Consider the following 20,192-nt stretch of genomic DNA (forward strand, 5'->3'; position numbering starts at 1 on the left):
TTGTTGGCTCTAAAAACCAATGCCCGGTATAGCGGTGCTTGGGCAGATCTTTTCGGATTTGTCGCATTTGATGATTGCTTTTTGTCTTGATGTCGTGCTTAATTTCTCTTGTAGGTTATGAAATTGGGCACAGGTGGCAGTATTGGATAAAGAAAAAATCAGAAATGAGTTGCTGGAAAAACGTTCCACCATGCGTAAGGCGGACGTGGAGGCCATGAGTAGCAGCATTGTAGAAGCGGTCATGTCCCTCGAGCAATGGGACCGGGCAGAAGAAGTTCTGCTTTACTGGCCCATACGGAATGAGGTTGATGTGCGTCCGCTGCTTGCGGATGCGTGGGGTAGCGGTAAGAAGCTTTTCATGCCCTGCTGTCGCAGAGATGAGCCGGGCATAATGGATTTCGGAGTGGTTCGAGCCGAGGCCGACCTTTCTTCAGGTGCATTCGGCATTAAGGAACCCTGTCGCACTCGTTGTGAATTTCCGGATGCTGTCTCACCGGAACTGATCATTGTACCCGGCGTGGGGTTTGACCGTAAGGGATTCCGTATTGGCTTCGGGGGCGGTTACTATGACCGTTTTCTGGCCAGACCGCAGAGGGAGGAATTCCTTTCTGTCGGGGTCTGTTATGATTTTCAATTGATAGAAGGGATTCCTGTTGAGCCATGGGATAAAAATGTACAGCTGGTCTGCACAGACAAGGAATTGATATGGCAAAAATAAATTTTATACCGTTTGTATTTCCGGGACTGGATAATGTCTCGGTTGCTTTCAGCACTAGAAGCGGCGGGTGCTGCAAACCTCCTTTTGACGGGGGGAATATCTCTTATGATGTGGGTGACGATCCGTACGATGTGCGGGCCAACCGCACTGAATTAGCCGCAACTCTGGGAATCTCCCATTGGCATGAATGCATTCAGGTTCATGGTGATGTAATACATTATGATCTTACGGATAGTTCCCCGGCCGATCAGGCTGTTCTGGAAGGTGACGGTCTGGCGACAACCTCCGCAGGACACGCTCTTGTTGTCAAGACTGCCGATTGTCAGCCGATTATGATCGCTCATAAAAATGGTGATTTTGTGGCCGGGCTGCATAACGGCTGGCGTGGGAACGCAATTAATTTTCCGGGCAAAGGAGTTGCCGATATCTGTGAGCGCTACAGCTGTGATCCCGGCGACCTGCTCGCGGTACGTGGTCCCAGCCTTAGTCCGGCCAGGGCCGAGTTCGTGAATTTTGAATCTGATTTCGGTCCGGGGTTTGAAGCTTATTTCAGCAGACAGAGCAATACAGTTGATCTCTGGAAGCTGACCATAGACCAACTTACAGAAGCAGGTCTGGCCCGCCGCAATATTCATTCGCTCGATATGTGTACCTATTCCATGGAAGACACTTTCTTTTCATATCGCAGGAATAAGGAAACAGGACGCCAGTGTTCATTGATCTGGATTAAATAAACGATTTTAAAAACAAGAAAATCCCCCGCGGAATTAATTCCGCGGGGGATTTTTACGTTAGTATAATCTGTAAAAAATTATTGCTGGTTGGACTTCTCAATGAGCCTGAAGACTCTTTCAGCCAGCTGATTTATTTCAGCCTTGGAAATCTGGTCGTCAGCGCCGACGGATTCACCTTTATGGAAGAGGGTGTCGGTGATGATGGAGGAACAGAGCAGCACCGGAAGGTGACGCAGTTCCGGGTCATCCTTGATGCGTTTGGTCAGGTTGTGTCCGTCCATGACCGGCATTTCGATGTCGGTAACTACGATATCCAGATAGTCGTTGATGCTTTTACCTTCCGATTCGGCTTTTGCCTTCCAACTGACAATCTTATCCCATGCCGCCTTACCGTTATGGGTTCTGGTCACCCGGAAACCAGCATCTTCCAGCATCTGCCCGATCATGCGCCTGATCATGGTGGAGTCATCGGAAATAAGTGCCTTGAGCTGCTGTTTTTCGATTTTATCAACCAGAGAAGCTTCGGGCTCATCTGTAATATCCATGTCCGGATTGAGATCCGCAACAATCTTTTCGAGGTCAAGCAGGAAGACGATGCGGCCTTCAAGTTTCACTACCCCGGTAATGGAGTTTGCGGTCAAGGAGGAAACCTGCCTGCTCGGAGCTTCTACCTGCTCCCAACTGATGCGATGGATTCTGGTAACTCCGGAAACGAGAAAGGCTGTGGATATTTTATTGAACTCAGTGACGATGACTTTGGGGGCTTCATCTTCGACTCTGTTTTTACCCACTCTACGACTTAAATCGATCAGTGGTATGATTTCAGATCTAAGATCAAATGCACCGAGAACTGCGTCATTTGCAGCATCGGGCATATCTGTAAGTTCAGGCAACCTGATGATTTCAACGACTTTAGCAACGTTGATTCCGTAGTAGCTTCGACGGGTGGAACCGTCATGGACATTGTCGACTTCATCAATGAAAAATTCAACTATTTCAAGCTCATTGGTGCCTGATTCAAGTAGAATATTAGTCTGGGACATGGTCATCCTCCCCGGAAAAAAAGAATGTATCGAGCAAGCAAAAATTATGGAGCAGCCTTTACTCTGTATAATATTAGCTTGAAATGTTTGTTAATGAAAGATTTTTCTTATGATCATATAATGAACTAATAAATAAGTTCCAGTTTAAACACGGGAAAAAGTCAACCCGATGGACGTTAAAATTTAAGAAATATATAAAATAATAACATGATAATGCCAAATCACACAAAACTGTAATAAATTTTGCTGTAGTCGCCGAGCATTCTTCTGGAGGAAAATTTTCGTTTTCCCTGCTCGAATCCTCGGCTGCCCATTTTCCGGGCCAGCCTGCTGTTTTTAAGCAGCATTGATATCTTTTCGGTAAAGATTTGTTTTTCATAAGGGGGAATTAGAATTCCGTTTACTCCGTCTGTTATCTGTTCAATTACACCGCCTACCGCGTAACTTACCGGCACGAGGCTTTGGGCCATGGCTTCCAGAATGATCAGCGGATGGTTGTCACAGAGAGTGGGATAGGCCAGCACGTCTGCCGCAGCAAGAAATTTATTAAGCGTGGGATTGTCTACATAAGGGATGGATATGAAATCGCCTTCCCTGCTGTTTTCCCGTCCTCCGATTGCGAAGCAGAGTGCTTCCGGTACTGTGGATTTTATTGTCTTCCAGTAGTCCTTCCATTGCGGACCGGATTTATAGGCCGCCTCCATCCCGCCGTGGGCAACAAAGAGCATGACTTTTGAAACAGGGTGAATGCCCAATTCCCTGCGGATCTCATTCTTGTCTACCGGCTGGTCGGGCCAGTTTACGCCGTTGGGTATTATTTTAACTTTTGCTTCCGGCACAGCCTGTCGGGCCATCCTGCCCAGCCATCCGGACGGGGAAACCAGCACAGCCTTTGAATCCATTATGGCTGCAACCCGCTCCCCGTGTACATTCTCGGAATTAGGAAATGCCCGCGGACATTCCCGGCAGCCAAAAGTAAAGGAGCGACAATCCAGCGGGTGAACACATCCACCGCTTACCATTTGGAAGTCGTGCAGGGTGATCACGGTTTTCACGTTTGCTGGCAAAGCGCGCAGAAACCGGGCTGGATCGGCGGATGAATGCAGATGGACAATGCTTCCTTCCGGTACGGACCGGGCGGATTTTTCCGGATCAATAAGATCATCTCCGGGATTTTCCGAAGCTTCAAATGAATGCCGGGAGTCATGGCCTTCACTTTTTAAGCCATGGTGGAGCATTAGGGCGACTCTTGTGGCCCCGCCGCTTTTTCCCAGTGCGGTATGATGTATCACCGGGCGGGTCAGCATACTTTTTCCAGTATATCGTGTTTCAGGCACCAAAGGATATGGAATTCAGCTTCCCTGTCATTCAGATTTCCGGCAATGGACTTAATTTTTGCGGTAAGCTGTGCGGCATTTAAAGGCTTGCGGGCGAAGAAGGCCATTTTGCGGACAACCTCTTCATTAAGGAATCTGTCTACTCCTTTATAAATGAGCGGAAATTCACGGCCCTGATAAATTGCCTGCCCGGTGACGCCGGTAACGAGTCTTGTTTTCGGGGCAAGGGTCTCCGTTGGGTAATGGGAGAATGTCTCGCCCAGCCTGAGTTGTGTGGGGTGCTTTACCTCGCGCAGTTTTTCGATTTCTACCGGAACTGTATTCAATTCTTCCCAGAGTTTGACATGTTCCCCAATAACACTTGCCCAACTGAAATTTTCCCGGACACGCTTTGCCCCGGCCCGGCCCATTGCCATACGCAACTGCGGGTCGTTGATAAGTTTTTCAAGGGCTGCGGCGAGTTTGGGAGTGTTTACTGCCGTCTGCTGGGCCATAAGCAGATGGTAGTGATTGTCGAAGCAGAGCGGGGCCATTATATCCAGTTCCGGAGTTGCTTCGGCTCCGATTGTCTCAATGAGCAGCCCTGTTTCTTCGTTAACGACAAGGTCCTTATACCCGTCGTAATCGGAAACAATTACCGGTAGTTCTGCAGCTCCTGCCTCAAGTACGGTAAGGCCGAATGTCTCCTGCGGGTTGTCGGAAATGGACACAAATATGTCCGCAGCCCGGTAGAGGTCTACCTTGCGTTCATCCGAAGGGCGCCCGATAATCGAGAGCTCAAGTCCCATGTTTTTCGCCAGATTGGAAAGGGTGGACGCAAAGTCGTCTTCATCATCCAGCCAGCCGGCAAGAAGCAACCGGACCCGGTCCCGGCTAAGGCCTGTTGAAAATAACCGTTGCATGGCTCGCAGCAGGGGGAGGATATCCATCTTGGAATAGTGGGCAATGCGGCCGAAGACAAGAATATTCACACGTTCATCGGCTCCGTCCATGCCGAGGTTGCGTTTGGCCTGCTCTTTTTGGTGCTCGTCACCGGGGGCCAGATTGTCGGAGGGCATTCCCAGCGGAATTATTCTGACCTGCGGTGAAGGGTGGGTCTCTTCACTCAGGCAGAGTCCCTCACGCAGATGTTTGAAATATTTTTCTACGACCAGTTTTCCGGCTTTTGAGGTGGTGATAATGCAGTCCCGCCCGGTTGTTCCCGGCCATAGATAGTTAAGGAAGGATGAGCTGTAGCTGCTGTAACTGAGTGAGTGGGTCGTACTGGTTATGGGAAATATGTTTCTGGCGTACCTGTTGCGGACTCGGGCCAGATGGGCCGGGTAATTAATGCAGTCGGACTGGTGGAAACAAAAATATTCCCGGCTGGCTAGCTCTCCGGGCAGGTCCCGACGGTCCATTATTTTTATGCGGTCCTGCTCGAGCAGCGCGGGATAGTTACTGCTGAAAAAAGAATGCAAATCATTTCTTAGCCCTGCCCCGGAAAGGAAGAAGTGGTATTCGTCAAAAGAGTCGGCGTTTAGAAGTCCATTCAGGAAACCTTCGTTGGCTACTTTCCTGCCCAGAATCGGTCCCGTTTCATGGAATGGGTCCAGAGTTCCCCATATTCTTTGAGTTTTCATACGTTATTTCAAGCCACATTTGGCCTGCTCTTGTCAAAGGATTTATTTTCCTCATCCTGATTGTTCGGGGTGCCGGATTTCCGGCATTCTTTTCCTTTATATAATTTTTGATTGGCAGGACCGTGCTTTCCGGCAGGTCTTGATACATTTATAACTCAGCGCGCAAGACCACGTTAAGAGTCTGTTTTAAAGTAGCTTCTTTTTCTGCATTAGTTCCATCGCAGCGTCATAGGACCTTCATAGCTTTGATTTTGAGGCTGGCTGGCCCTTTTTTTGCAATAAAACAGGTGGAAAACAGTTTTGACAGCTTAATACAGGCTAGCGAGGAGACTGAAAATGAAAAGAGGAAACAGGCCCGAGCTCCTTTGGGGATTCGGACTTAACAACGTAGAAGCCGGAAAAATCGAGGATTCCCTCGGTCCCGGATTCTTTTTGAGAAATTTTTCCGAGCGTGCATTGCCCGGGGAAAAGGAATTGAGCAATCAGGAAAAACCTGCCGCCACCTGGATTCCGCAAAGGGTTTGGGATGAGCTGCCGGAAGACCGACGTGCTGCATACCGCAATCTTGACTCTACACAGCGTATCCTCATTCAGGATAGCCAGTCCGGCGCAGACCTTGAAAAAGTTCTTGAGGACGGGTTCCTTGCTGTTATCAGCTCTCCCCTGACCAGCTCCAAGGTACAGGACGCCCTGTTCAGGGCCAAGGAAATTTCCGGTCTTTACGGTGATCTCTACCGCATGACCGAAGAGATTATTCTTGAGCGTGAACTGCTTTCCCGCAAGACCGAGCAGATGCAATTCCTGAATACCGTACTTTGTAATGCCACCGAACGCCTCGAAGTCTCCGATATTCTCGGTCAGGCGGCTGAAGATCTGAAGATGCTGTTGCCGGTTTATTCTGTGCAGGGTGCTTTCTGGAATATCCTGAGCTCCGAAAAGGATATTGATGCTGAAATTTTTATCAATCCCGGTCAGGTGGAAAGTGTCCAGACCGAGTGGATAGAGCTGATAATTGAAAATGTTGTCGCACTTAGTGGTCTGGAGGTTTCCAGCTACAATATTTCGGAAACTGTTCCTGCAGTATGCAACAGCATGGTTTATAGTCCTGATGCCGGAAGAATTCTGGCTCTGCCGCTGGTTGCGCGCGGGGAAAAGTTCGGCTGTCTGGTGATTCTTTGTGATCGCAATATCAGACTGGCCAAGGATCAGGTCACCACTCTTAACGCGGCGGTGAACCATCTTTCGCTGGCTCTCAGCAATGCGATCATGTTCAATAAGATCAAGACCCGCGCGAACCGTGACGGACTGACAAGAGTCTATAACCGGCGCAGTTTTGATGAAAGGCTCGTTGAGGAGTTTAAGCGTCACCAGCGTTTGAATAACGAGCTTTCCCTGCTTATGATTGATCTCGACCACTTCAAGGCCGTGAACGATACTTACGGGCACATGGCCGGGGATATGGTGCTTGAGCAGGTGGCTCGTATTTTTGAGACTACATTTCGCACAACAGACTTCATTGCCCGCTATGGCGGTGAGGAATTTGTTATCCTGCTGCCTCATACGAATGAAGAACAGGCCCGGATGCTGGCAGAAAGGGTCAGGGTCAATATTGAAGAAAGCACCATGACCTATCAGGGCGTGAGCTTTAATGTTACCGCCAGTATCGGCGTCTCATCCATTCGTCCCGGTTGTCTTGATAAGGACACCGAAGTGGTTCGCAAAGCGGACGAGGCTCTTTATAAGGCTAAAATGAATGGACGTAACCGGGTTGTTATTTTTCCTACACGCCCAAAGTTGCAGGTTATGTAAAAAAATAGAAGTTTCCTTCAGCCTATAGCTGTCAGGTTGAATCATAGCGGTCCCGGTTGTCGGGGCCGCTTTTTTTGTATGGATTTTCAGTATAAATTGAGCTAGGAGCAAAGTCTGGCTCGGCAGGGCCCGTATTTATTATGTTGCGGCGTTTCGGAATGTAGTGTTTACTTACGGAACGGCCGTACAGGAGAGAAGTTATATGAATGAATTATTATGGCTGGGCTTTGCGGTAATGGACTTGAGCCTTGTCCTTGTTCTCTATAGATTTTTTGGCAAAACTGGTCTTTTCGGACTTATTGTCTTTAATTTGATTCTCTGTAATATTCAGGTTCTGAAGACCATCGAACTGTTCGGTATGACCACCACCCTGGGCAATATCCTTTACGCCAGCGTTTTCCTGTCCACTGACATGCTTAGTGAATTTTACGGGAAAGAAGAGGCTAAAAAGGCAGTCTATCTGGGGTTTGTCGTATTACTTATGGCTGTGGTGTACATGCAGTTGGCTCTCAGGTTTGTCCCCGCTGCGGATGATTTTGTACAACCCCATCTTGAAGCTATTTTCGGCTTTTTGCCCCGTATTGCATTGGGAAGTATGGCCGCTTATGTTGTCTCCCAATTGAATGATGTTTATCTTTTCCATCTGCTCAAGGATAAAATGGGCCAGCGTCACCTTTGGCTGCGTAATAATGTATCTACATTGATCAGTCAGTTCCTTGATTCTTCTGTTTTCTGCTTAGTGGCCCTGTGGGGACTTTTTCCTTTTGATGTCTGGGTAGAAATTCTTTTTACCACTTACCTGTTTAAGGTTATAGTGGCAGTAATGGATACTCCTTTCCTATATATGGCCCGTCGGCTGCACTCCCGCGTTGTGGAGTCCTGACCTGTGAATTCTTACATTCTAATACTTAACGAGGCTGCCAATGAGTAAAATGTTTGGAAAATCGGTCCCTTTTTATAAGATGCAGGGCTGTGGCAATGATTTCGTGATTATCGATAACCGTGAACTTGGTGTTCCGGTTGAGAAAATGCCTTTGTGGGCCGAAAAACTTTGTCAGCGCGCATTCGGCGTTTATGCGGACGGAATCTTTTTTATTGAAAACGCACCGGAAGGTTCCGGTCTTGATTTCATCTGGCAATTTTATAATTCCGACGGCTCAAGAGCAGAAATGTGTGGTAATGCCTCCCGTTGTGCTGGGCGTCTGGCCCATGCTTTGGGCATAGCCGGAGAGCGTCACGCATTCGGTTCCGATGCCGGTCCTATCGCGGTGCAGGTTTTTCCTGAGTTGGAAGAAGTTAAAGTCCAGCTGACTCCCCCGAAAGGTCTGGCCACAAAGCAGACCCTTGAAATTGACGGGGAAGAATACGAGTACCATTTCGCAAACACCGGTGTTCCTCACGTTGTAGTGCAGGTTGCCGACGTGGATGAGGTGGATATCAAGAAACTCGGCGCGGCATTCCGTTACCACGAGGCTTTTGCGCCTGCTGGAACCAATGTCAATTTTGTGCAGATCGTAGACAACGACAGCCTTAATGTCCGCACCTATGAGAGAGGCGTGGAAGACGAGACCTACGCCTGCGGAACCGGGGTCAGCGCGGTTCAGGTTACTCTCAACGCGCAGGGGCTTACCGATGCCGCCGTGCGTGTGCACACCTCCGGAGGGGAAATTCTGAAAGTCATTATTGAAGATGGAAATGTCTTTTTGCAGGGCGGTGCGGAACTCACTTTTTCCGGTGAGGTTTTTCTTGATTCTCTTGGAATTGAATAAAATATAACGGTTTTATTTTTATAGAGGGCGCTGCACACTTGCAGTGCCCTTTTCTTCGCACAGCTGTATTCATCAGCTTAATTTTGTTATTACTTAAATCTATCCTTGCAAGGTTAAACTATTCCTTGTATAGCCTTCTTTTCGCAAGAATGATGATTTGTCGGATAATGCGTATTGTTGTTTTTCAGTAAAAAACACTGTTTTGCAGTAATATGTTAAAAATTATAATGTCTTTGTTTTATTAATTGCTTGAAAATAAAGCACTAAATGTATGTGTATTATTACATAATAAACTGGCATGAAAATAGCTTATTATCAAGAGTAGTAATTACAAAATAATGATTAAAGGGAGAGATAAAATGGCTAATAACGAGCTTACCAAGCTTTTGCAGGATGTTGTACTCAAAAATGATAAGCCTGCACGTGATGTGGCAAATGAAATCAGCAAACCTTACCCCACACTTCTTCGTGAGATTAATCCCGAAGATAAAGGTGCTAAAGTTGGCATTGAAGAATTGATTCCCATCATGCGCGCAACCGGCAGCATCCGTCCCCTGACCAGACTTGCAAACATCATGGGCTACGTGCTTGTTCCTATGGATATTAACCCCGAAGATCCTGATGAAGCCAACTACATGGCTCTAGATCTTATGGATGGTTTCGGTAGATACTCCAAGGCTCTCAAGAGCGCTCTGCAGGCCGATCCTTCTGATGAACTGGTTGATTCCGTAGAGCAGGAAGGCTTCGAAGCAATCACCGCCATCCTTACTATGGTTCATTATCTGCGTAAAAGGGCAGAAGAAGAAAAAGCCAAGAACGCACCCCGTCTCGCTCAGGTCAGCTAGCAGGCGAATAAGAAGCATACAAAAAACCCCGGTAGTGAAAACTGCCGGGGTTTTTTGTGTTTTTAAAGCTGTGAGTTTTCAGTCTCAGCGGCTCTGCATGGCAGGCTTCTGAAAAAAATCAGCAATCGTGTACGTCTTTATTAATGTAAAAACACAGGTCAAAAAGGTTGTTGACCATCTGGTCCACAAGATGATCCTGCTCCGGATTGGGAGCTTGTGTGTTAACTGTCTTATTGATTATCTTGGCAAATAATACTGAGACGAGTTCATCATCTTTGTTGGTCCAGTATTTTGTTGCAGACGCAGTTTTATTATCGAATCCATGATAATACATACACTCCTCCGTGAGTGGCATCGGTCGGCCATAAATTTGTCCGCCTGTTCATATTTTTGCTATCGGCAGGTGGAGGTGTTCACTTTACATTGAAATGATATATTTTTTTGAAATGGAGCAAAAAGCCTGCGGTCATTGATTTAATCATGTAAAATAAATACAAGGGATAAATGGGTGACAGGACACCTGTTACCTGAGTTTTAATCTACCTAATCTGTAATAAATGGTGTCTCCGTCTGCGCTGACGGATGTACCGGGATGGATCCGATGCGTTTTTCCCTCAGAAAAAAGATAATAGCCATTGCCTGTGGAGCCGCAATCATCCCCATTGTGGCTATGTTCATCATCACCGACGTGCTTGAGGACCGCTTACAGGACTGCATAAAAAATGAAGTCTATTCCCTTATTGAATCACATGTTTCCCAGCTTACGGCTGATCTTTATGAGGAATGCCGTACTTCGGATCAATTGCTGGTCGCGGAAACAGACAGGGCGGCTATGGCTTTGGAAGTCCTGCTGGAAGATCAAGGTCGGGTAAAGGTCTTAAAAAGAGTTTCGGATTGGCCGGTCAATAACCGCAGGGCATCCGGTAAAGAAGAAGTAACAGTTCCTGTGTTGGTCATCGGCGGGCGGGAGCTTACTTATGCCGGCAGCAAGGGCAAACCGTTACCTATGCTGGTGGAAGCTACACGTATTTCCGGGGCCTTCTGCACTGTTTTCCAAAGATTCAATCCTGAGGGCGATATGCTGGTGGTGGATACCACGGCAGAATCCGGGGAGGAAAATTGGCAACCGGGAGATATCTTTTATTCTCTAAGCGATAACGGCAAGGTGGAGTCGGTTATCGGCGATGTCCTTTCCGGTCGTACCGTTAAAAAATATGCACTCCAGAATGACGGAACCCGCTACACTATTTACGTTCCCTTGCGCGATCAGGACGGATATGTAACCGGAATGATTGCCGTATATATGAATAATGACATCATTGATATATTGCGTAAGTCCATGTTCAAAACCACCATCGGCAAGAGCGGATACCTCTGGTCAATCGGCAGCAGAGGAGAAAATAGGGGCCGTTATATTGTCTCCAATTTAGCTGAAAATAGCGCTACCTCTGCGGATGCCGTGGGCGAAAATAAAGAATTCGTGGAAGAAATCATCAATCAGGCTGTTGAATCAGGAGAAGGCACACTCAGCAGCAAAGCCTATGTCTGGAAAACCGGGGCCGACAGTGACGGCCGGAAGAAAATTTCTGTATACACCTACTTCAAACCTTGGGGCTGGGTTGTCGGGTCCAGTGTTTTTCTTGATGAATATCAGGGTATTTCCGATCGCTTAACCGGCGTGCTCAATTATCTGGTTGAGTGGTTGACTATCACCGGAGTGCTCCTGCTGATAATCACTCTTGCTGTTTCCCTTTATGCCAGCGGGCTTATTGCCGATCCGGTCAGCCATATGATGGAGCTGGTTAAGATTATCGCCTCGGGTGATGTGTACAAGGCAAAGAAAAGTCTGGCCGTTGTTGAGGAGAATTGTCCCAATGCCCGCAAGGCTATCCTGCATGCCGAGACGCCGGAAGTGCTCGATGAGACCGGACAGCTTTACCTTGCAATCAGGGAAATGGTCGAGGCTCTCTATTCCCTTATTGGGCAGGTGCAGCGTTCGGGAATTCAGGTAACCACCTCATCAACCGAAATTGCAGCCTCGGCACGTCAACTTGAGGTGACCTTTAATCAACAGGCCTCCGCTACCACCCAGATAAGCGCCACCAGCGCTGAGATTTCCGCAAATTCAGGTGAACTGGCCAGAGCCATGCATCATGTTAATGACTCCGCCTCAACTATGGACTTACTCGCATCTGAAGGTCAGGACGGCCTTAAGACGATGATCAGGATCATGGATGATCTGAGTAGCGCCACGATCACCATCACCGGCAAGCTGGATGAAATCAACGATCGGGCCAATTCAATTGAAGGCATCGTCAACACCATAACCAAAGTGGCGGACCGCACCAACCTGCTTTCACTTAATGCCGCGATTGAAGCGGAGAAGGCCGGTAAGTTCGGTCAGGGTTTTTCTGTTGTCGCTGCCGAAATTAGACGTCTGGCTGATCAGACTTCCGTAGCCGCTCTCGAGATTGAAGATATGATCGGCAATATGCGCTCTTCCGTTGATTCCGGTGTGGATGAGATGGAAAAATTCGCTTCGGATGTCCGTTTCGGAGCGGACAAAGCAGGCAAACTGGGTAAAAAACTTGACGGTATCATGATCGGGGTCCGGGAACTGAATCCCAGAATTGAACAGGTCAACGACGGCATGAGCGCACAGGCTGAAGGGGCCGGACAGATTAGCGAGGCCATGGCGCAGCTTTCCGATACCGCATCGGATACTTCCGATGCTCTTGCGGAATTCAACCGGGCGACATCGCAGCTGAACGAAGCCGTGCAGGGCTTACGCAGCGAAGTTTCGCGTTTCAAGGTGAGTGAATAGTCATGCTGGTACTTACATTCAGGATAGGTAAATATATTTACGGTCTTGAAGCCAAGCTTGTGGCCGAGGTTGTTCCCCCCGCTGTGTGCAAGGAGCTGCCCCGTTCACCGGATTACGTGAAGGGGCTTTTCAACTATCGCAGCCGGGTTACCCCGCTGGTGGACCTTTCCATGCTGGCCATGGACACGCCCTGCGCTTCGCGAATGTCTACCCGCATTATCATCATCGATCTGGCCGATCTTGATGACGGAGAGGAACGCAATGAGAAGTTTCTGGGACTGCTGGCTGAAAATATTACTGCAACTTTGAAAATTGGGGATTCTGATTTTGAGGATTCCGGACTGGAAATACCGGATGCCCCGTGGCTTGGGCGGGTGGCTCGGTTCAATGGAAATATGCTGCAACTGGTTAAGCCGCAGAAGCTGCTTACGGATGAGTTGCACCGGGTGCTTTTTCCTAAGGAAGAACTTAGCGGGCTTCAGGAGTAGGTAATGGACCTTGAGCCGTTCTATAAAATTCTCAACCGGGCTATGGGGCTTGCCCCTGACTCACTTGCCCGTTCCGGAGTTAAATTCGCTCTGAAATCACGTATGCGTGAGACCGGGTGCGATGAGCGGGAATATCTGGCCCAGCTGCGGTCCAATGATCGGGAGCTGTCCGAGTTTATTGAGGAAGTGGTGGTCCCTGAAACATGGTTTTTCCGGGATAGAAAGCCTTTTGATCTGCTTTTTGAAACCGCAATGGAGAAGAAAAACGAAGAATTCAGGGTACTCAGTGCCCCCTGCTCAACCGGGGAAGAATCCTACTCCATAGCCATGACGCTTATGGGAGCCGGGCTGAAGGATTTCCGTGTGGACGGAGTGGATATCAGTAAGCGGGCTTTGCACAAAGCGAAGGCTGGAATTTATTCGGATAATTCTTTCCGCTCGGAAGTTCCCTTATATGCCAAACGTTGGTTCAGTAAATGTTCGCAGGGACATAAGCTGGCGGAGGATATCAGGAATGCGGTCAGTTTTCATTCCGGGAATATTATTGAAGGTGGTTTTCCCCAAGGCCGATATGATGCGATATTTTGCCGTAACTTAATGATTTATCTGGATGAAGGATCGCGAAAAAATCTGGCTGAATTGTTAAGTTCCAAATTGCGTGATGACGGGCTGCTCTTTGTGGGACACTCTGAGATTCTGCCTGTTCTTAATGATTGGTTCACTCCGGTCAGGAAGCAGGGAACATTCGCATTGCGTAAAGGCCGGTTGAAGGTGGCCAAGCTGCTCCGGCCGGAAGGGGCTGGCGGGTATACCGGCGGTCTAAAGTTCAAAAAAATTCCGTACCTACCGTCTATGCCTATTGCGCCGGTTAAGCCTGTTGCGTCGCTTCGTCAAAAGGAAGCTGCCGGAATAGATCAGCAGGCCCATCAGAAACCGGTTCAGGATGAGATTTCAATAGATGAAATCAAGTTGCTGGCGGATAGGGGAGACGTTTCCAAGGCTCTGAATATGTGTGAAAAGTTGTTGCAGCGTGGTCCGGACCCGGAACTGTTTCATCTTTGCGCCCTGCTTCATGAATCTGAAGGAAATATTGCAATTGCTGAGGAGTTTTACGGCAAGGTACTTTATCTGGAACCGGACCATGTGGAAGCGCTGGTCCATTACGCCCTGCTGCTTGAAAACAGAGGGGATTCGCGCAAGGCTGAAATTATGCGTAACAGAACCCTCCGCGCTGAAAAAAGAAATGAGGCCGGATAATGTTTGAATCCTGCTGGAATACCATCGGTTACGCCGGGAACAGGTCCTGTCCTGAACTTGAGCGTTGGAGCCACTGCTATCATTGCCCGAATTTTACCAGTGTCGGATTGTCTCTGTTGGACCGGGAGCCGCCTGATGGGTATCTTCAGGAAAATACCGAGGCTGTAGCTATTGCCAAGGAAGAGGAACAGTCCGAAACTGCCGGTGCAGTTGTGTTCAGGATTTCTCGGGAATGGCTGGCACTGTCATCAAGTGTTTTTGTATCGGTACTGGAAAAAAGGACTGTGCGCCCGGTGCCGCATCGCAACAGCAGGAGATTCCGTGGACTGACCAGTCTGCAGGGACAGATCATTCCGGTCGTTTCCGTGCGTGATCTGCTTGGCCTTGAGGATGAATATCTTACTGAAGAGGAAAAGGGGTTTCGGGTTTATAGCAGGCTTATCTGTGTGGACCGGGGATTCGGGCGCTGGATTTTTGCGGCGGATGAAGTGCTTGGCGTTCATTACTATTTCCCGGATGCGCTTATGGATGCCCCGGCAACGGTAGCCAAGGCCCCTGCGGCATATACCCGAGGCCTGTTTGAAGTGAATGGAAAACGAATTTCATTGCTGGAAGACGAGCTTCTCTTCGAAGCTTTTAACCGTATCATCAAGTAAGGCGGAAATTATGAGCAACAGCAGTACAGGGAGAAAATAAAGTGACGCGAGATATGGCTGATCTTTCCATGCTGGAACTTTTCCGCATGGAGGCGGGTAAACATACTCGGGTGCTTGAAGAAGGCTTGCCCGGAATGGCTGCCGACGTCTCCCCGGAAAAGATGCGGCCTCTTATGCATGCTGCTCAGTCCCTTAAAGGCTCGGGGAAGATCGTGGGGCTCGCTGAGGCTGTGGATATTTCACAGGCCATTGAAACTCTTTTGGATAAATGTTCCGGTTCAGGCAATCCTCCGGCGCAGGCAGCTATTGATTCCCTGTTGGAAGCAGCGCGCTTTCTGCACTCTCTTGCGGAAGTGGAAGCCGAGGAGATGGATGGCTGGCTGGAAAAACGGGAAGACGAATTTAAAGACCTGCTGGGGCGGATTAAATCTTTTGAATCAGTTGAAGACAGCGAGCAGGCCCCTCCCGAATTTGAGCCCGAGCTTCGGGAGCAGGAAGTTCATGGTCCTCAAACCCTGCCGGAGGAAGATATTCCGGCGCATGATCCTGCTCCGTCCGCCGAGGGCATCCCTCTTGCCGATCTTTCCATGCTCGACCTGTTCCGCATGGAGGCCGAGAGCCATTCACAGTCTTTGAACGCCGGATTGCTGGAGCTGGAAAAGGATCAGTCCCCGGATAAAGTGGAACCGCTCATGCGCGCGGCTCATTCCTTGAAAGGAGCGGCCCGTATTGTTGGACTGAATGATGCCGTGGCCCTTGCGCACGCCATGGAGGATCTGCTGGTGGACTGCCAGAACGGCAGGACCGTGCTGGATAGCGGCCAGATTGATTTGCTCCTCGCGGCCACCGATATATACCGCGATCTTTCCCGTCTCGATACTGACGCGATTCAGGGTGCTTTGAGCGAACGCAAGCCGTTTATGGATCAGATGGAAAAGGCATTGCGTGGTGATGAGAATGCAGCGCAGCTGGTTTGTGCCGAGGTCTGCCCGACAGGCTCTCCTCTTTCGGTTCGGGAACCTGTCGCTGAGACGCCAATAGAGCCGGTCCCGGAAGTTGTAGAAGAACCTTCCCAGCAGCCCATGGAAGCAAACCTTGTTAAATCTGAATTTGCTCCCGCGCAGGGAATCCGGGCACCGAAAGATTCTGTGGTTCGTGTTTCCGCCGGGAACCTGAACAGGCTTATGGCCCTTGCCGGGGAAAGTCTCGTGGAGTCCGGCAGACTGGGCGAGTTTGCTTCTTCTCTGCTGCGGCTTAAGGCCGGGCACAGGGATCTGATGAAGCTGTTGGAAGAATCCTGTGAGCGGGTCCGGCACGGGGAAGCGGCCGAAGATGTTGTTAATGCCTTGAAGGATGCTGTAAATGATTGTCAGGTCCGTCTGGTCAGGCATATCAACGAATTTGATCTTTATCGTAGACGCAACGATAATGTTTCGGGCAGGCTGTATCATGAGGTTATAGCCAGCCGTATGCGTCCTTTTTCCGATGGTGGACGCGGATTTCCCCGCTTGGTCCGGGATCTTGCCCGCACGTTGGGTAAAGAAGTTGATTTCGTGGTTGAAGGTGAAGCCACTTCCGTGGACCGCGATATTCTCGATAAACTGGAAGCCCCCCTCAATCATCTAATTAGAAATTCCGTGGACCACGGCATTGAGCTGCCGGATGAGCGTATTGCCGCCGGTAAGCCTGCAACCGGGACCCTTAAAGTCATTGCCGGACATCGGGCGGGAATGCTTTTTATTGAAGTGCGTGACGATGGACAGGGGCTTGATCCGGAAAGAATCAGGAGCAAGGTTGTGGAGCGCAAGCTTGCCCCGGCACGTATGGCTTCGGAAATGAGCCGTGCGGAACTGATGGAATTTCTTTTTCTGCCCGGTTTTTCCACTGCCGGAAAGGTCACGGAAATATCCGGGCGCGGCGTCGGTCTGGATGTGGTTCACGCCATGGTTCAGGAGGTTGGCGGTACTGTTCGCGCTGAATCAGAACCCGGACATGGCATGTCGTTTTCCATGCAGCTGCCGCTTACCCTTTCGGTTATACGCACCCTGCTGGTCAAGATAGCAGATCAGCCTTACGCAATTCCTTTAAGCCGCATCAGCCGGATTGCGTCTATCCTGCCGGAAGAGCTTAGGCTGGCCGAGGACCGTCAGTATATCTCGCTGAACGGGGCAAATGTGGGGCTTGTTCCCGCAGCCCAGATTCTGGGGATCGCCCCCGGTAATTCAGAAGATGAAGTTCTCAAGGTCGTGGTTATCAGTGACCGTATGAACAGGTACGGTCTGGTTGTGGATGATTTTCTGGGCGAACAGGATCTGGTGGTTCGTCCGCTGGATCACCGGCTGGGTAAGGTCCCGGATGTGAATTCCGTTGCTATGATGCCCGACGGTTCACCTGTGCTTATCCTTGATGCTGAAGATCTGGTGCGTTCCATCGATAAACTCCTTTCCGGCGGCAGGCTGGGCAAGGTCGGTGTGGAATCCTCAGAGAGCGGTCCGGCGCAGAAGATTCTGGTGGTTGACGATTCCCTTACTGTGCGTGAGGTGGAGCGCAAGCTGCTGGCCAACTACGGTTATGATGTCGACACGGCTGTGGACGGTCAGGACGGGCTAAACGCGCTTATTTCCGGTGAGTATGATCTTGTGGTTACGGATGTTGATATGCCGCGTATGAACGGTCTGGAACTGACCCGTAAGATTAAGGAGAATCCGGATCTCAAATCCATTCCGGTGATGATGGTTTCCTACAAGGATCGCAAGGAAGACAAATTCCGGGGTCTAGAAGCGGGAGCGGATTACTACCTGACTAAAAGCAGTTTTCACGATGAGACTTTGCTTTTGGCCGTTGAAGATCTGATTGGCGGGGCCGTAAAATGAGAATAGGAATTGTGAATGATAAGGCTCCATTGGTCGATATTCTGAAAAAAGTACTGCTTTCAGATGGGCATGAGGTTGTCTGGATTGCCCACAACGGCGAAAGGGCCGTTGAAAAATGCTCCAATGATGTGCCTGATCTTGTCCTGATGGACCTGATTATGCCAGTACTTGACGGGGTCTCGGCAACTCGGGAAATAATGAAGAAAAGCCCATGTCCGATACTTATCGTCACATCCAGTGTTGAAAGCAACTCGTCCAAAGTGTTTGAAGCCATGGGGGCCGGAGCCCTTGACGTGGTCGCTACGCCTAAGAACGGTCCCGATGGTGAAATAACGGGCGGACAGGCGTTGCTTGCTAAAATTGTAGTAATCGGAAAGCTGCATGGAAACGGCAGGGTCCGTGAGCACGCGAAGCCCTTGGCAAAAGAAAGGGTAATCCCTCCGCTGCTGGCTATAGGAAGTTCCACGGGCGGTCCTTCAGCTCTTGCCGAACTGCTCGGAGGATTGCCGGCAGATTTCCCGGCGGCCATAGTCATAGCCCAGCATGTGGACGGTCATTTTTCGGAAAATTTAGCCCTATGGCTGGACAGTCAGACAGAAATAAAAGTCGCCCTGGCCCGCAGTGGGAGATCTGTGCAGGCCGGACATGCTCTTATTGCTCCGGGGGATCAGCATATGCTCATAAAGCCGGGAGGCATAGTGGAGCTGACCGACGGACCCGGTAAAAATATTTATGTACCTTCTGTAGATGTTCTTTTTGACAGCATCCGTCTTGGCGGATTTTCAAAACATTCAGTAGCCGTATTGCTGACTGGAATGGGAGCCGACGGAGCACGGGGCATGCTTGATCTCAGGAATATAGGTTGGATGACCATTGCGCAGGATAAGGAATCGAGCGTAGTCTGGGGAATGCCCGGTTCAGCGGTAAAGATGGGGGCTGCCCGTGAAGTCTGCTCTATTGGAGATATGGCCGGATTGCTTGTAAGGCATTTTAAAAAACTTTTTCAGGAGTTAAAATGATGACCGAAGGCAAAGAGCAACTGCTCACTGAGCATAAAATCAATGTTCTGCTGATAGATGATCAGCCTATGGTTGGTGAAGCTGTGCGACGCATGCTGGAAGGTGAAGACGACATTGATTTTCATTTTGTGAGTGATCCGACTAATGCCATACCCACAGCTGAGAAGTTGCAGCCTACGGTAATACTGCAAGACCTTGTCATGCCCGATATTGACGGAATGACAATGGTCAAGTTCATGCGGGTTAACTCCCGGCTCAAAGATATTCCCCTGATTGTGCTCTCTACCAAAGAAGAAGCCACCACTAAAGCGGAAGCCTTTGCCAACGGTGCCAATGATTATCTGGTTAAACTCCCCGATCGCATCGAATTGCTGGCGCGTATTCGGTATCACTCCAAGGGTTATATTAACCTCCTGCAAAGGAATGAGGCCTACAAACAGCTGCTGGAGAGCAGGGATGAAATGCGCAAGGAACTGGCCGTGGCCGCCGATTACGTTACCTCCCTGCTGCCGGAACCGGTTAAAGAAGGGGACATTCAGGCCGACTGGAGGTTTATTCCTTCTGCCTCACTCGGCGGGGATTCTTTCGGCTATCACTGGCTGGATGATGATCATTTCGCCATGTATCTGCTTGATGTCTGTGATCATGGAGTAGGCTCCGCGCTGCTTTCGGTTTCAGCCATGAATGTGCTTCGTTCACAGACCCTGCGGGATACTGATTTTCTTAAGCCGGATGAGGTGCTGACTGCTTTGAACGATTCGTTCCAGATGGATCAGCAGAACAATCTTTATTTTACGATGTGGTACGGTGTTTATCGTAAATCAGATCGGACACTGACTTATTCCAGTGGCGGCCATCCCCCGGCACTGCTTATTTCCGGGGATGAGGTGCAGCAGTTGCGCACTCCGGGAATGATCGTGGGAGGCATGCCGGACATGACCTACACAAGAGATTCGGTAGTAGTTAAGCCGGGAGCCCGTTTTTTTCTCTACAGCGACGGGGTGTACGAGCTTAAAAAGGTGTCTGACGGCAAGATGTGGGAATTTGAGGATTTTTCCGAGTTTATGAAAGAAACCGGCAAAAAGCTTGGTGAACCCATTGAAGAGCTTATAGCCTACACCCGCAAGTTGCAGGGTTCCGAGCTTTACGAAGATGATTTTTCCATGGTTGAATTTGTCTTTGCCTAAAGGACAGACCC

17 protein-coding genes are annotated in these 20,192 nt (G+C 49.4%); 13 read left to right on the plus strand and 4 right to left on the minus strand.

The features are described from left to right. Positions 1 to 133: 133 nt before the first annotated feature. Positions 134 to 718, plus strand: a complete 585-nt coding sequence (locus ACKU35_RS04215; RefSeq protein ID WP_319763448.1) for a 5-formyltetrahydrofolate cyclo-ligase — start codon at positions 134 to 136, stop codon at positions 716 to 718. Next, a complete protein-coding gene (locus tag ACKU35_RS04220) occupies positions 706 to 1,452 on the plus strand; it encodes a polyphenol oxidase family protein (protein WP_319763450.1) in 747 nt (248 codons plus the stop codon). The genes ACKU35_RS04215 and ACKU35_RS04220 overlap by 13 nt, the downstream gene beginning before the upstream one ends. Positions 1,453 to 1,529: 77 nt before the next feature. Here ACKU35_RS04220 and ACKU35_RS04225 read toward each other — a convergent pair whose 3' ends face one another. From ACKU35_RS04225 to ACKU35_RS04235, 3 genes are all read right to left on the minus strand, one after another. Continuing rightward, entirely contained in the window at positions 1,530 to 2,495 is a 966-nt protein-coding gene (locus ACKU35_RS04225; protein ID WP_319763452.1) for a chemotaxis protein, read from the minus strand. 221 nt (positions 2,496 to 2,716) lie between these two features. Beyond that, positions 2,717 to 3,802 carry a glycosyltransferase gene (locus ACKU35_RS04230; RefSeq protein ID WP_319763454.1) on the minus strand — a complete coding sequence of 362 codons (1,086 nt, stop codon included), beginning with the start codon at positions 3,800 to 3,802 and terminating at the stop codon, positions 2,717 to 2,719. After that, positions 3,796 to 5,454, minus strand: coding sequence for a glycosyltransferase family 4 protein (locus ACKU35_RS04235; protein ID WP_319763456.1), 1,659 nt, complete (start codon positions 5,452 to 5,454; stop codon positions 3,796 to 3,798). Before ACKU35_RS04235 ends, ACKU35_RS04230 begins: the two co-directional genes overlap by 7 nt. A gap of 336 nt (positions 5,455 to 5,790) precedes the next feature. Between ACKU35_RS04235 and ACKU35_RS04240 the strand changes: the two genes are divergently transcribed. From ACKU35_RS04240 to ACKU35_RS04255, 4 genes are all read left to right on the plus strand, one after another. Then, positions 5,791 to 7,263, plus strand: coding sequence for a GGDEF domain-containing protein (locus tag ACKU35_RS04240; protein ID WP_319763458.1), 1,473 nt, complete (start codon positions 5,791 to 5,793; stop codon positions 7,261 to 7,263). A gap of 202 nt (positions 7,264 to 7,465) precedes the next feature. After that, the gene (locus ACKU35_RS04245) at positions 7,466 to 8,146 is read left to right on the plus strand and encodes a queuosine precursor transporter (RefSeq protein ID WP_319763460.1); all 681 of its coding nucleotides are present in this window, start codon (positions 7,466 to 7,468) and stop codon (positions 8,144 to 8,146) included. Between the two features lie 40 nt (positions 8,147 to 8,186). Next, positions 8,187 to 9,032, plus strand: a complete 846-nt coding sequence (gene dapF / locus ACKU35_RS04250) for a diaminopimelate epimerase (protein ID WP_319763462.1) — start codon at positions 8,187 to 8,189, stop codon at positions 9,030 to 9,032. Between the two features lie 359 nt (positions 9,033 to 9,391). Further along, a complete protein-coding gene (locus ACKU35_RS04255) occupies positions 9,392 to 9,877 on the plus strand; it encodes a phage regulatory CII family protein (RefSeq protein WP_319763464.1) in 486 nt (161 codons plus the stop codon). Between the two features lie 118 nt (positions 9,878 to 9,995). On the opposite strand, the gene ACKU35_RS04260 is transcribed toward ACKU35_RS04255, so the two are convergent. Next, positions 9,996 to 10,211, minus strand: coding sequence for a hypothetical protein (locus ACKU35_RS04260; RefSeq protein WP_319763466.1), 216 nt, complete (start codon positions 10,209 to 10,211; stop codon positions 9,996 to 9,998). Positions 10,212 to 10,478: 267 nt separating this feature from the next. Between ACKU35_RS04260 and ACKU35_RS04265 the strand changes: the two genes are divergently transcribed. Genes ACKU35_RS04265 through ACKU35_RS04295 form a run of 7 tightly spaced genes read left to right on the plus strand, consistent with a single transcriptional unit; the run spans position 10,479 to position 20,181 of the window. After that, entirely contained in the window at positions 10,479 to 12,701 is a 2,223-nt protein-coding gene (locus tag ACKU35_RS04265) for a methyl-accepting chemotaxis protein (RefSeq protein WP_319763468.1), read from the plus strand. A 2-nt stretch (positions 12,702 to 12,703) separates the two neighbouring features. After that, entirely contained in the window at positions 12,704 to 13,189 is a 486-nt protein-coding gene (locus ACKU35_RS04270) for a chemotaxis protein CheW (RefSeq protein ID WP_319763470.1), read from the plus strand. A 3-nt stretch (positions 13,190 to 13,192) separates the two neighbouring features. Next, positions 13,193 to 14,446, plus strand: a complete 1,254-nt coding sequence (locus ACKU35_RS04275; protein WP_319763472.1) for a CheR family methyltransferase — start codon at positions 13,193 to 13,195, stop codon at positions 14,444 to 14,446. Then, on the plus strand, positions 14,446 to 15,102 hold the full coding sequence (locus ACKU35_RS04280; RefSeq protein ID WP_319763474.1) for a chemotaxis protein CheW: 657 nt from the start codon (positions 14,446 to 14,448) through the stop codon (positions 15,100 to 15,102). Before ACKU35_RS04275 ends, ACKU35_RS04280 begins: the two co-directional genes overlap by 1 nt. A gap of 41 nt (positions 15,103 to 15,143) precedes the next feature. Beyond that, positions 15,144 to 17,975: a response regulator gene (locus ACKU35_RS04285; RefSeq protein WP_319763476.1), complete on the plus strand. Its 2,832-nt coding sequence runs from the start codon at positions 15,144 to 15,146 to the stop codon at positions 17,973 to 17,975. After that, complete coding sequence (locus tag ACKU35_RS04290) at positions 17,972 to 18,994, plus strand: chemotaxis response regulator protein-glutamate methylesterase (protein ID WP_319763478.1); 1,023 nt, start codon at positions 17,972 to 17,974, stop codon at positions 18,992 to 18,994. Before ACKU35_RS04285 ends, ACKU35_RS04290 begins: the two co-directional genes overlap by 4 nt. Then, the gene (locus tag ACKU35_RS04295) at positions 18,991 to 20,181 is read left to right on the plus strand and encodes a SpoIIE family protein phosphatase (RefSeq protein WP_319763480.1); all 1,191 of its coding nucleotides are present in this window, start codon (positions 18,991 to 18,993) and stop codon (positions 20,179 to 20,181) included. The genes ACKU35_RS04290 and ACKU35_RS04295 overlap by 4 nt, the downstream gene beginning before the upstream one ends. The last annotated feature ends 11 nt before the right edge of the window (positions 20,182 to 20,192 follow it).

The sequence above is a fragment of the Maridesulfovibrio sp. genome, assembly GCF_963676065.1.
GTDB lineage: Bacteria > Desulfobacterota > Desulfovibrionia > Desulfovibrionales > Desulfovibrionaceae > Maridesulfovibrio.

Excerpts from the sequence above, each read along its gene's own strand:
- ACKU35_RS04235 (WP_319763456.1), bottom strand. The coding sequence starts at position 5,454 with ATGAAAACTCAAAGAATATGGGGAACTCTGGACCCATTCCATGAAACG.
- ACKU35_RS04225 (WP_319763452.1), bottom strand. The coding sequence starts at position 2,495 with ATGTCCCAGACTAATATTCTACTTGAATCAGGCACCAATGAGCTTGAA.
- ACKU35_RS04240 (WP_319763458.1), top strand. The coding sequence starts at position 5,791 with ATGAAAAGAGGAAACAGGCCCGAGCTCCTTTGGGGATTCGGACTTAAC.
- ACKU35_RS04230 (WP_319763454.1), bottom strand. The coding sequence starts at position 3,802 with ATGCTGACCCGCCCGGTGATACATCATACCGCACTGGGAAAAAGCGGC.
- ACKU35_RS04265 (WP_319763468.1), top strand. The coding sequence starts at position 10,479 with ATGCGTTTTTCCCTCAGAAAAAAGATAATAGCCATTGCCTGTGGAGCC.
- ACKU35_RS04270 (WP_319763470.1), top strand. The coding sequence starts at position 12,704 with ATGCTGGTACTTACATTCAGGATAGGTAAATATATTTACGGTCTTGAA.
- ACKU35_RS04290 (WP_319763478.1), top strand. The coding sequence starts at position 17,972 with ATGAGAATAGGAATTGTGAATGATAAGGCTCCATTGGTCGATATTCTG.
- ACKU35_RS04280 (WP_319763474.1), top strand. The coding sequence starts at position 14,446 with ATGTTTGAATCCTGCTGGAATACCATCGGTTACGCCGGGAACAGGTCC.
- ACKU35_RS04220 (WP_319763450.1), top strand. The coding sequence starts at position 706 with ATGGCAAAAATAAATTTTATACCGTTTGTATTTCCGGGACTGGATAAT.
- ACKU35_RS04260 (WP_319763466.1), bottom strand. The coding sequence starts at position 10,211 with ATGTATTATCATGGATTCGATAATAAAACTGCGTCTGCAACAAAATAC.
- ACKU35_RS04245 (WP_319763460.1), top strand. The coding sequence starts at position 7,466 with ATGAATGAATTATTATGGCTGGGCTTTGCGGTAATGGACTTGAGCCTT.
- ACKU35_RS04255 (WP_319763464.1), top strand. The coding sequence starts at position 9,392 with ATGGCTAATAACGAGCTTACCAAGCTTTTGCAGGATGTTGTACTCAAA.
- ACKU35_RS04295 (WP_319763480.1), top strand. The coding sequence starts at position 18,991 with ATGATGACCGAAGGCAAAGAGCAACTGCTCACTGAGCATAAAATCAAT.
- dapF (WP_319763462.1), top strand. The coding sequence starts at position 8,187 with ATGAGTAAAATGTTTGGAAAATCGGTCCCTTTTTATAAGATGCAGGGC.
- ACKU35_RS04275 (WP_319763472.1), top strand. The coding sequence starts at position 13,193 with ATGGACCTTGAGCCGTTCTATAAAATTCTCAACCGGGCTATGGGGCTT.